Origin of the sequence: Micromonospora vulcania, assembly GCF_042658605.1 — a bacterium.
Lineage (GTDB): Bacteria > Actinomycetota > Actinomycetes > Mycobacteriales > Micromonosporaceae > Micromonospora > Micromonospora vulcania.
This window is the reverse complement of record NZ_JBHSQS010000004.1, coordinates 456,459-467,369: the sequence shown is the minus strand read 5'-3', so window position 1 is coordinate 467,369 and position 10,911 is coordinate 456,459. Positions and strand designations below refer to the sequence as shown.

The window sequence follows — 10,911 nt, the reverse complement described above, 5'->3', positions numbered from 1 at the left end:
CGCACCGGGACGGGGGCGGGCCACGCCGGCCGGCGCGCCGCCCTGCGGGTGCGGTCCGGGTGGGCCCGCCGGGTCACCGCCGACCGGGCGGGCGGCGGGTGGCGCCGATGGTGGTCCGGCGGGGCGGGGGCCGGTGCCGGGCACCGGCACCGCACCGCGACGGGCCGGCTGGCCCGGGGCGGGAACGGCCGCGCCAGCGGTACGGGGGCGGTCTGCGGGTGGCCGTTCGTCCGGCCGGCGTCCCGGCGGCGGCGGGGCCTCGCCTGGCCACGGCCCGTCGACCGGCCGGCGCGCGGCGGTGGTGTCCGGTTCGCCACGGCGTGCGGCGGGCGGTACGGGGGCGTCCGGCCGGTCGGTGGGCGGCACCGACCCGCCGCCGCGCGGCCCCGGTGCGTCCGCGCGCGGCCCGACCGGGGCCGCCGGAGCGCCGTCGGGACCCAACTCGGTGCGCTGCTGCTTGGCCGAGCGCAGGTCGTCGATCCAGCCGAACTCCTCGCCGGCTACCGGCTCCTCCGGCTCGGCCTCAGCCCGCCCACGGCCCCAGCGGCGGCCCTTGGCGCGGGGATCGCGCCGCTCGTCCGGGCCCTCGTCGGGCCGTTCCGGTCCACGCGCTTTCACTGTTGACCCTCTCCTGCGGCGTCCGTGCCGCTGTCCTGCACCGTGCCGGGACCGTCCGCGCCCGTCGTCGGGCGACCGTTCTCGCCGGCTCCCACCGACGCGACCCGCACCGGTGTGGGCGGCCCGGCCGTCGGCGCCTCCGGGCGGGCGGGCGGCGCCGGTAGTCCTCGCACGATCCGACGCAGCACCGGCAGCCGGGTGGCCACCGAACGCTCCGCCCCGTGCGGGCTGGGCTGGTAGTAGTCGGTGCCCACCAGGTCGTCCGGGACGTACTGCTGGGTGAGCACGCCGCGCTGGTCGTCGTGCGGATATCGGTAGCCCGTCCCGTGGCCCAGCCCCCGGGCGCCGGCGTAGTGCGCGTCGCGCAGCCCGCGCGGCACCGCGCCGCCCCGGCCGGCCCGCACGTCGGCGATCGCGGCGCCGATGGCGGTGGTGGCCGAGTTCGACTTGGGCGCGGTGGCCAGGTGGATCACCGCCTGGGCCAGGTTGAGCTGCGCCTCCGGCAGGCCGACGTACTCGACCGCGTGCGCCGCGGCGGTGGCCACACTCAACGCGCCCGGGTCGGCCATGCCCACGTCCTCGCTGGCGAAGATCACCAGCCGGCGCGCGATGAAGCGGGCATCCTCGCCGGCGACCAGCATCCGGGCCAGCCAGTGCACGGCGGCGTCCACGTCCGAGCCACGCATGCTCTTGATGAACGCGCTGATCACGTCGTAGTGGGCGTCGCCATCGCGGTCGTAGCGCACCGCCGCCACGTCGACCGCCTGCTCGGCGGTGGCGAGGTCGATCCGCTCGGCCCCGAGGGCCGTGGCGGACGCCGCTGCCGCCTCGAGCGCGGTCAGCGCCTTGCGGACGTCGCCGCCGGCGAGCCGGACCAGGTGGTCCTCGGCATCGCTGGCCAGGGTGAACGCGCCGGCCAGGCCGCGCTCGTCGGCGACCGCGCGGCGCAGCAGGCCCCGCACCGCGTCGTCGCCCAGCGGTTGCAGGGTGAGCAGCACGCACCGCGACAGCAGCGGTGAGATAACCGAGAAGTACGGGTTCTCGGTGGTCGCCGCCAGCAGCGTGACGGTACGGTCCTCGACGGCCGCGAGCAGCGAATCCTGCTGGGTCTTGCTGAAGCGGTGCACCTCGTCGATGAAGAGCACGGTCTGCTGGCCGCCCGAACGGCGCTGGCGGCGGGCCGTCTCGATCACCGCCCGGACGTCCTTGACCCCGGCGGAGAGCGCCGACATGGCGACGAACGTCCGGTCGGTGGCCGCGGCCACCAGGTGCGCGATGGTGGTCTTGCCGGTGCCCGGCGGTCCCCAGAGGATGACCGACATCGGGGCCCCGCCGGAGACCAGTTGCCGCAGCGGCGCGCCGGGGGCGAGCAGGTGCCCCTGGCCCACCAGTTCGTCGAGGTTCGCCGGACGCATCCGGACGGGCAGGGGCGAATCATCCGCTACCGGAGTGAAGCCGTCGACACCGGCGGGTCCGGCGGGCGCGCTGCGCGACCCGGCGGGTGCACCGAGGGAGAAGAGGGCGTCGGACTCCATCACGAAGACAGTACCGGGCCTGTCCCGCGGCACCGGAATCGCGGCGCGGGACAGGCCATCGGTGATCGCTTCCGGTCAGCCCCGGCCGGGGCGCCGACCCCGGTACCAGCGACCGCCACCACCGCCGCGCGGGCCGCTGCCCACGCCGCCGAGGTAGAGCGAGAGCAGGAACAGCCCGATGAGCACGAGGGTGTTCCAGTTGAACAGGTCCGGTGCTCCGAAGTTCGTGTCGAGCAGGTCGATCAGCAGGGCGAAGCCGAAGACAATGGCGGCCAGAATGGCGAACATGTCGGTCCTCCGGTGGGGGGTTCCCAGTAGGTCGGCCCCGGATGTACCCAATCGGTCGGCTCGCCAATCTCCACGGTGGATTCGGGCGGGCCGACCGGGCCTCACGAGGTCATCCCTTCGTCGACTCCCAGGCTGGTCGACATGATCATCCACCCGTACGCCCGGCACGTGCTCTGGCGTGGCCTGGAGGCACGCGGCTACCAGCGCGCCTGATGCGCAAGGAAGGGACCCCTACTATCGCCCCGTGTCGAAAAAGGGTCCCTTCCTAACGCCCTTCCTAACGCTCGGCCTAACGCTCGGCGGCCGTGGGGACCGGGAGCGCGGCAGGGTCCGCGGGATCCGCCGATGGGCTGCGCCCTGCCCGCCAGGCCGGCAGGTAGAGCGGCGCGGCGACGGCCAGCACCACCGCGCCGACCACCATCGCGGTGCTGACGCTGGTGGCGGCGGCGAGCGCGGTCAGGGTCACCGCGCCGAGCGCGCCGGCCGGCTGCGCCATCATCGAGTTCAGCGACAGCACGCTGGTCCGGTACGGGCCGTCGACCTGTCGGTGCAGCAGGCCGCTGTGCAGCGGGTTGGACGCGCCGTGCACGGTGTAGCAGGCCAGGTAGGCGATGAGCACCCCGACCGGCCCGGCGAACAGCCCCATCCCGACCACCGTGACGCCCTGCAGGATACGCAGCAGGGCGGCGCCCGGCGCGGCACCCGGCCAGCGCAGCAGCAGCGGGGTCAACGCCGCGCCGGCCGCCGAGGCGAGCCAGGCGGCCGAGTTGGCCGGTCCGAGCAGCGCGGCAGCCCGTTCGGCGTCGCCGAGCACCTCGGCCAGCCGGACCGGCAGCAGCGACTCGAAGGTGACCATGCCGAAGCCCCAGAACAGCTCGACCGCCACCAACGCCAGCAGCACCCGGGAGCGGCGCAGCAGCCCGACCGCCTCGCCGATCATCCGGGGCGCCTGCGCCACCGAGGTCCGTAGCGCCGCCGCCCCGGTGGCCGGCCGCTGCTCGACCAGCAGGACGAAGAGGGCGACCAGTGCCACCGCCTGGGCGACGACGGCGGCCAGGACGGGCACGGTGAGCGCGCTGGCCGGCCCGATCGGACCGAGTGCGACCAGACCGCCGCCCAGCAGTGCGCCCGCGCCGATGGACAGGCCGGCGACGGTGCCGGCGTGGCCCAGGCCGCGCTCGTACTCGGCCTCCGGGTCGGCGGCCACGGTGGCATCGACGTACCAGGACTCCAGTGGGCCGCTGTCCAGCGCCCGGTAGATCCCCTGCAACGCCCAGACCACGAAGAACAGCACGAACGAGTCGGCCACCGCGAACAGCGACAGCGAGACCAGGTTGAGCGCTCCGGCGGCGAGCAGGACCGGTCGGCGGCCGAGCGCGTCGGCGAGCCCGCCGGTGGGCAGTTCCAGCGCGAGCACCAGCAGCCCCTGCGCGGTGAAGACCAGGCCGATCTGCGGCAGCGACAGGCCGCGCTCCTGCATGAGCAGGATCATCACCGGGATCAGCAGGCCGGTGGGCAGCCAGCGCAGGCCGTAGAGCGTGAGGTAACGGAGCCGGACCTGGCGTACGGTCAGCGCGCTCATCGGTTCCCCTCCAGCAGTGGATAGGCAGCCAGGAAGACCTGCACCGGGCGGGCCTGCGGGTCGGCGGGTTCGGCGGTGTCGACAAGCTCGGCCTCGCGGTTGTATCGCTCCAGCACCTGCCACACCTCCGCCTTGAGCTCCTCCAGCCGGGCCGGCGGGATGGTCATGAAGATGTCGCCCATGCCGAGGGCGTCCCGCCAGGCGGGGGTCCATTCGTGCTGGGTGGCGAACCAGTGGTCGGCGTGCTCGACGAGGTGGCGCACCTGGTCGCCCTGGATCCACTCGATCGCGGCCCGGGCGTCCGGGTCGTCGTCGAAGTCGGACGGTTCCCAGCTGGTGACGTCGTGCGCGGCCTGCCACCAGCGCTGCCGTCCGCTGCCCCGGTCGGGGTCCTCGGTGACCAGCCCGACCTCGGCGAGTTGGCGCAGGTGATAGCTGGTCGCGCCGGTGTTGGTGCCGAGCTGCTCCGCCAGCGTGGTGGCGGTGGCCGGGCCGTTCACCCGCAGAGCTCCGAGCAGCCGCATGCGGAGCGGATGCGGCAGCACCCGGACCTGCCGCTTGTCGATCCGCACCTCGCGCAGCGCTGGCCGCGGCGTCGCTTCCTCGTTCACCATGACTGCACACTATCTCTGCACAGTTTCTATGCACAAGAGTTGTGCATAGAAACTGTGCATCGAAGCGCTCAGACGGCCAGGAGTTCCCGCACCCCACGCAGACGGGTACGCAGCAGGCTGGCGGCGCGGGTCGAGTCGAGTCGAACCTCGGCGGGCCGGACCACCCCGACATCGACAGCGGTGCTGGTCTTCAGCCCGGCCGCGTCCAGGCCGAACCGCTCGGCCACCAGCAGCCCCAGCTCCGCCCGACTCACCGCGTCCGGTCCGGCCACGTTGAGCAGGCCGGCGTACGTGCCCTCGACCAACTCCAGCACGGCGTCGGCCAGGTCGGTGACGTCGACGGGGCACCGGAGTTCGTCGGTGAACAGGGCGGCCCGTCCGGCGAGCGCATCCCGGCAGAGCTGGATCTGCTTGCTGCCCTCCCCCACGATCAGCGAGGTACGGACCACCGCCGCGCCCGGGTCGATCGCCCGCACGGCGGTCTCGGCCGCGGCCTTCGCAGCACCGTACGCGTACACCGGGGTGGGGACGTCGTCGTCGAGGTAGGGCGTCGGTCGCCCGCCGTGCAGCGCGTCGCTGGACAGGTGCACCAGCCGTGCGCCCACCTCGGCGGCGGCGACCGCCACGTGCGCCGCCCCGTCGGCGGTCACCGTCCAGTCGTCGTACCGATAGGGCGTCGAGACCACCGCGTCCGGCCGCACCTCGGCGACCAGCGCGCCCACCGCGGCCCGATCGGTCACGTCCAGGCGACGAGCATCCAGCTCCGGCACAACGCCCGAGTAGTACGTCCCCACAACCGACCACCCGAGAGAAGCCGCCCGCCGAGCAACAACCGAACCCAGAAACCCACTGGCCCCCACGACCAAGACCCGCATCCACCACTCCCCTGCCAACGATCAAGAGGTTTGCGTCACCTCGACGAGCGAGCATGACGCAAACCTCTTGATCAACCAAGCAGGGGCAGGGGGTGGGGGGGTTACGCCGGGTCGGCTACCGGGGCTACGGGGCCTGCCGTGCCGGTGTGGGCGGTGGCGGCGGGCTTCGGCTTGGCGTCGATGCCTGCTTCGAGGCGCTGCTGGGCGGTGATCGGCGTCGGCGCGCTGGTCAGCGGGTCGAAGCCGCCCCGGGTCTTCGGGAAGGCGATCACCTCACGGATGGAGTCCGCGCCGGCGAGCAGCATGCAGACCCGGTCCCACCCGAAGGCGATGCCGCCGTGCGGCGGAGCGCCGTACTTGAACGCCTCCAGCAGGAAGCCGAACTTGTCCTGCGCCTCCTCGGGCGTGATGCCCAGCAGGTCGAAGACCCGCTTCTGCACGTCGCCCCGGTGGATACGGATCGACCCGCCGCCGATCTCGTTGCCGTTGCAGACGATGTCGTACGCGTAGGCGAGGGCCCGGTCCGGCGCCTCCTCGAACCGGTCGACCCACTCGGCGTTGGGCGAGGTGAACGGGTGGTGCACCGCCGTCCAACCGCCCTCGTCGGTGCGCTCGAACATCGGCGCGTCGACCACCCAGCAGAACGCCCAGGCGCTCTCGTCGATCAGGCCGGCCCGCTTGGCGATCTCGACCCGGGCCGCGCCGAGCAGTTCCTGCGCCTCGCGGGTGGTGCCACTGGCCGCGAAGAAGACCGCGTCGCCCGGCTTGGCGCCGACCGCGTCGGCGAGCCCGCCCAGGTGCTCGGCCGACAGGTTCTTGGCCACCGGGCCGCGCGCCTCGCCGGTCTCGGCGTCCAGCACCACGTACGCCAGGCCGCGCGCGCCGCGCGCCTTGGCCCAGTCCTGCCAGCCGTCCAGCTCCTTGCGGCTCTGCGCCGCGCCGCCCGGCATCACCACCGCGCCGACGTAGCCGCCCGCGTCGATCGCCCCGGCGAAGACCCGGAACTCGGTGCCCCGCAGGTAGTCGGTCAGCTCGGTCAGCTCCACGCCGTAGCGCAGGTCCGGCTTGTCCGAGCCGTACCGGGCCATCGCGTCGTGCCAGGTGATCCGCGGGATCGGGCCGGAGATCTCGTGCCCGGCCAGGTCCTTCCAGAGCGTCGAGACGATCGCCTCGCCGAGGTCGATCACGTCGTCCTCGGTGACGAAGGACATCTCGATGTCGAGCTGGGTGAACTCCGGCTGCCGGTCGGCGCGGAAGTCCTCGTCCCGGTAGCAGCGGGCGATCTGGTAGTACCGCTCCATGCCACCGACCATCAGCAGCTGCTTGAACAGCTGCGGCGACTGCGGCAGCGCGTACCAGCTGCCGGGCTGGAGCCGGACCGGGACCAGGAAGTCGCGGGCGCCCTCGGGCGTCGAGCGGGTCAGCGTCGGCGTCTCGATCTCCAGGAAGTCCCGCTCGTGCAGCACGCCCCGGGCGAGGTGGCTGGCGCGCGAGCGCAGCCGCAGCGCGTTCGCCGGCCCGCTGCGCCGCAGGTCCAGGTAGCGGTACTTGAGCCGGATGTCGTCACCGGCCTCGACCTGGTCGTCCACCGGCAGCGGCAGCGGCGCGGCCTCGGAGAGCACCTCCAGCGCGGCGACGGTCACCTCGACCTCACCGGTCGGCAGCTCCGGGTTCTCGTTGCCCGCGGGGCGGCGGGTCACCTCACCGGTGACCTTCACGCAGAACTCGTTGCGCAGCGCGTGCGCGTCCTCCTCGCGGAGCACCACCTGGACCACGCCGGAGCCGTCGCGCAGGTCGACGAAGATGACGCCGCCGTGGTCACGCCGGCGGGCCACCCACCCGGCGAGGGTCACCGTCGAGCCGGCGTCCGCGGCGCGCAGGCTTCCGGCATTGTGGGTACGGATCACAGCTGGCAACTCCTCATCGTGGAACAGTCCTCACCGGCATTCTGTCAGGGGCGGCCGTGGTCCTTCCGGGGCACCCGGCAGGCCGGGACGATTCGCCGGTGGGCGGACCGGCGAACGCGGCTCGGTGCGCCGTCGCGCCGGTTAACGTGGCGAAATGCGCGCCGTACCGAACTGGGCCGTGGCCACCGCGGTGGCGGCACCCGTGCTGCTGGTGGTCGGCTGGACGGTCGCCGGCGCCCGGCAGCCGACCGGCTACGACCCGATCCGGGACACCATCAGTGAGTTGGCCGGGCAGGAGGCCACCGATCCGTGGATCATGATTGGCTGCCTGGTGCTGCTCGGCTGCTGCTACCTGGCGACCGCCGCCGTGCTGCACGCGGCGGGCCTGCCCAGCCGCTTCCTGCTCGCCGTCGGTGGGGTGGCCACCATCGCGCTGGTCGCCTTTCCCCGGCCGACGGTCGGCGGCTCCCTCAGCCACGGCATCGTGGCCACGGTGGCGGTCCTCGCCCTCGCGCTCTGGCCGGCCGGGTCGGCGCTGTGGCTGCCGCGTGGCCCGGATGCCGGGCACCCGGCCCGACCCGAGCCGCCCTGGGCGTTCCGTCGGATGGTGGGGCTGAGCGTCACCATCGCCATGCTGAGCCTGTTCGGCTGGTTCGCGTACGAGGTGACCTACGGGTCCCGCACCGGGCTGGCCGAGCGGGTCACGGCCGTCGCGGTCGCGCTCTGGCCGCTGCTGGCGGTCCTGTCCGCCCGACGGGCGCACCTGGCGTGGGCGGCGGGTGGTGCCGTACCCGTCGGTCCGGATCTGCCGGTCCTGCCCCCGGATCCTCTTCGACCAGCTCAGGGGCCTGACCGGCTGGCCTGAGACACGACCCGCGACGCCCGGACGCGCGACGCGGGCCGCCGGAGTGTTCCGACGGCCCGCGAGCGATGGATCGATCAGAAGACGCTGACGCCGTAGCGGCTGAGCGCCTCGGTGACGGGCTGGAAGTAGGTCGTGCCACCGGTGCGGCAGTTGCCGCTACCGCCGGAGGTCAGGCCGATGGCGGTGCCGCCGCTGACCAGCGAACCACCACTGTCGCCCGGCTCGGCGCAGACGTTGGTGCGGATCAGGCCGGAGACCGAGCCCTCGGCGTAGTTCACCGTGGCGTTGGTCGCGTTCACCGAGCCGCTGCGCAGGCCGGTGGTGCTGCCGGAGCGCTGGACCGACAGGCCGACGGAGGCGTTGCCGGAGCCGGTGATGTCCCGGTAGCTGCCGTTCCAGAGGTAGATGTTGCCGGCGGCGTTGGCCGAGTTGCTGTGCCGGACGATGCCGTAGTCGTTGCCCGGGAAGCTGGTGCCGGTGCGGGTGCCGATCAGCGCGGTCTGGGCGGAGTTCGAGTACCAGCTCGCGGAGATGTTGGTGCAGTGCCCGGCGGTGACGAACGAGTAGGTGCTGCCGCTGCGCACGTTGAAGCCGAGCGAGCAGCGCCCGCCGCCGCCGGCGTAGATGGCCTGGCCACCGGAGATCCGGGTGCTCAGCACGCCGGCCTCGGCCTCGACCCGGACCGCGCCGTTGGCCCGCGCGGCGGCGGCCTTGACCCGCTCCAGCTTCGCACCGGTGACGGTGCTGTCGACGGAGACGACGACCTGGTTGGTGACCGGGTCGCTCCACCACGCGGTGCCCGGGATCTTGGCCGAGCGCTCCAGCTCGGCGGTGGCCCGGTTGAGCTCGGCGGCGCCCCGGGTGACGTACCGGACGATGGCGCCGGACTTGCTGACCTGACGGGCGGCGGCCGCGTCGGTCACGGTGACGACGGACTTTCCGCTGGCATCGAGGTACGTGCCGGCGGAGCGGTCGCCGAGCGCGGCGGAGAGCGCGGCGGCGGCGTCGGGGGTCGCGGCGGGGGCGGCCTGGGCCGGCGCGCCGATGAGCACACCGACGACCAAGGTGCCGGTAACGGCGACTGTGGCCGCAACGCGGAGTGGGGACCTCGTGGGTCGCATGTAACAACCTCCTGGGCGGGGGAACGGGTCTCGCCGGGGGCAGCAGACCCGGGGGCAGCCCGGTCGATCTGGGGAAACCGGCCGAACGCAATGAAGTATTCACATACTTAAGATCATTGACAAGACCTCATTGAGGCCCGGATTCATCGACCTCGACGGGTCACATCTCCGCAACACCCGTGACACCCTGGCGGACGCCCCCCGTCACACCCGCACCGCCGCGAGATTCCGCTCGAGCGTCACCGCCCGACAGCCGCCGACGATCGGCCGTCCGCCTCAGGGGGTACGACGGCGAGCGCCCGGGCCGGGGCGGGGCACCACGTCGCGGGGCTGGGCCACCGCGTGCCCGTCCGCGCAACGCAACTCGACCCGCACCGGCGCGCCGCAGTCGCGGTGGCCGACGCTCAGCGCCGAGCCCTCGGGGTCGGCGAGGTACCGGTCACCCCACCCGAGCACGGCGACCAGGACCGGCCACAGGTCCAGACCCTTCTCGGTCAGCCGGTACTCGTGCCGCAGCCGGCTGCCCGGCTCCCGGTACGGTTCGCGACGCAGCACGCCCTGCTCGACCAGCGTGGCCAGCCGGTTGGTCAGCACCTGACGCGGCATGCCGGTCCGCACCCGCATGTCGTCGAAGCGGCGTACGCCGGTGAACACCTCGCGGAGCACCACCAGGGTCCACCGCTCGCCGAGGATCTCCATCGCACGGGTGATCGTGCAGTTGTCCACCGACCAGTCCAGTGCCGCGGGTGTCATCCGACCAGGCTAAGTCTTATTGACAGACTCAGCAACGTGCTGCCAGGCTGAGTCCATGACACAGACGCAGGAGCCGGCGCGCAGTCGTACCTTCACCTGGTCGGACCCGGCAACCAACGCCGCGCAGGTCGGCCGGCGTGGCGGCCTCGACATGCTCCGGGCCATGATCGCCGGCGAACTGGCCGCGCCTCCGGTGATGCACCTGCTCGACATGGCCCGGATGGAGGCCGACGAGGGGCGGGTCGCCGTCGAGATGGTGCCGCAGGAGTTCCACTACAACCCGCTCGGCACCGTCCACGGTGGCGTCATCTCCACCCTGCTGGACACCGCGGCGGGCTGCGCCGTGCACACCACGCTGCCCGCTGGGGTCGGCTACACCTCGCTGGACCTCAACGTGAAGTTCCTCCGCCCGGTCACCATCGCAAGCGGCGTCCTGCGCTGCGAGGGCACCGTGCTCCAACGCGGCCGCCGAACGGCCCTGGCCGAAGCCCGCCTGATGGACGCGACCTCCCGCCTGGTAGCCCACGCAACCAGCACCTGCCTCCTCCTCCCCCAGGACTAACCCCCGCACTCTCTCCTCCCTCCCCGCCCCCGCCCCGCACACCCATCCGCCCCGTCGATCTAGGGCGTATCGCTGCTAGTTGACCTCCCTGAGCGACGATTTTCCCTAGATCGACGCGGAGGTCGCGGAGGTCGCGGAGGTCGCGGAGGTCGCGGAGGTCGCGGAGGTCGCGGAGGTCGCGGAGGTCGCGG

11 protein-coding genes and 1 pseudogene are annotated in these 10,911 nt (G+C 73.2%); 3 read left to right on the top strand and 9 right to left on the bottom strand.

All coding sequences use genetic code 11. The annotated features are described in order from the left end of the window. From ACFQGL_RS09175 to ACFQGL_RS09165, 3 genes and pseudogenes are all read right to left on the bottom strand, one after another. Positions 1 to 618 (bottom strand): annotated as a pseudogene (locus tag ACFQGL_RS09175) (hypothetical protein); the annotation flags it as partial. Further along, positions 615 to 2,153 carry a replication-associated recombination protein A gene (locus ACFQGL_RS09170; RefSeq protein WP_377508331.1) on the bottom strand — a complete coding sequence of 513 codons (1,539 nt, stop codon included), beginning with the start codon at positions 2,151 to 2,153 and terminating at the stop codon, positions 615 to 617. The gene ACFQGL_RS09170 and the pseudogene ACFQGL_RS09175, both read right to left, overlap by 4 nt. A gap of 75 nt (positions 2,154 to 2,228) precedes the next feature. Further along, entirely contained in the window at positions 2,229 to 2,441 is a 213-nt protein-coding gene (locus ACFQGL_RS09165) for a hypothetical protein (protein ID WP_377508329.1), read from the bottom strand. A 75-nt stretch (positions 2,442 to 2,516) separates the two neighbouring features. On the opposite strand from ACFQGL_RS09165, the gene ACFQGL_RS09160 reads away from it, so the two are divergent. After that, positions 2,517 to 2,654: a hypothetical protein gene (locus tag ACFQGL_RS09160; RefSeq protein WP_377508326.1), complete on the top strand. Its 138-nt coding sequence runs from the start codon at positions 2,517 to 2,519 to the stop codon at positions 2,652 to 2,654. A 76-nt stretch (positions 2,655 to 2,730) separates the two neighbouring features. Here the strand turns inward: ACFQGL_RS09160 and ACFQGL_RS09155 are convergent, their stop codons facing one another. The 4 genes from ACFQGL_RS09155 to aspS form a co-directional block, all read right to left on the bottom strand. Next, a complete protein-coding gene (locus ACFQGL_RS09155; protein ID WP_377508324.1) occupies positions 2,731 to 4,023 on the bottom strand; it encodes an MFS transporter in 1,293 nt (430 codons plus the stop codon). Beyond that, entirely contained in the window at positions 4,020 to 4,637 is a 618-nt protein-coding gene (locus ACFQGL_RS09150; protein WP_377508321.1) for a helix-turn-helix domain-containing protein, read from the bottom strand. Before ACFQGL_RS09150 ends, ACFQGL_RS09155 begins: the two co-directional genes overlap by 4 nt. 68 nt (positions 4,638 to 4,705) lie before the next feature. After that, positions 4,706 to 5,512, bottom strand: a complete 807-nt coding sequence (locus tag ACFQGL_RS09145) for a sugar nucleotide-binding protein (RefSeq protein ID WP_377508318.1) — start codon at positions 5,510 to 5,512, stop codon at positions 4,706 to 4,708. A 101-nt stretch (positions 5,513 to 5,613) separates the two neighbouring features. After that, entirely contained in the window at positions 5,614 to 7,419 is a 1,806-nt protein-coding gene (aspS, locus tag ACFQGL_RS09140) for an aspartate--tRNA ligase (RefSeq protein WP_377508410.1), read from the bottom strand. A 154-nt stretch (positions 7,420 to 7,573) separates the two neighbouring features. Here aspS and ACFQGL_RS09135 point away from each other — a divergent pair, with 154 nt between their 5' ends. Continuing rightward, positions 7,574 to 8,284 (top strand): DUF998 domain-containing protein, encoded by a 711-nt coding sequence (locus ACFQGL_RS09135; RefSeq protein ID WP_377508316.1) that lies wholly within the window; start codon positions 7,574 to 7,576, stop codon positions 8,282 to 8,284. A gap of 74 nt (positions 8,285 to 8,358) precedes the next feature. Here the strand turns inward: ACFQGL_RS09135 and ACFQGL_RS09130 are convergent, their stop codons facing one another. Both ACFQGL_RS09130 and ACFQGL_RS09125 read right to left on the bottom strand, forming a co-directional pair. After that, positions 8,359 to 9,405, bottom strand: a complete 1,047-nt coding sequence (locus ACFQGL_RS09130) for a S1 family peptidase (protein WP_377508313.1) — start codon at positions 9,403 to 9,405, stop codon at positions 8,359 to 8,361. A gap of 276 nt (positions 9,406 to 9,681) precedes the next feature. Continuing rightward, complete coding sequence (locus tag ACFQGL_RS09125; protein WP_377508310.1) at positions 9,682 to 10,158, bottom strand: winged helix-turn-helix transcriptional regulator; 477 nt, start codon at positions 10,156 to 10,158, stop codon at positions 9,682 to 9,684. A 55-nt stretch (positions 10,159 to 10,213) separates the two neighbouring features. On the opposite strand from ACFQGL_RS09125, the gene ACFQGL_RS09120 reads away from it, so the two are divergent. After that, positions 10,214 to 10,720 (top strand): PaaI family thioesterase, encoded by a 507-nt coding sequence (locus ACFQGL_RS09120; RefSeq protein ID WP_377508307.1) that lies wholly within the window; start codon positions 10,214 to 10,216, stop codon positions 10,718 to 10,720. The last annotated feature ends 191 nt before the right edge of the window (positions 10,721 to 10,911 follow it).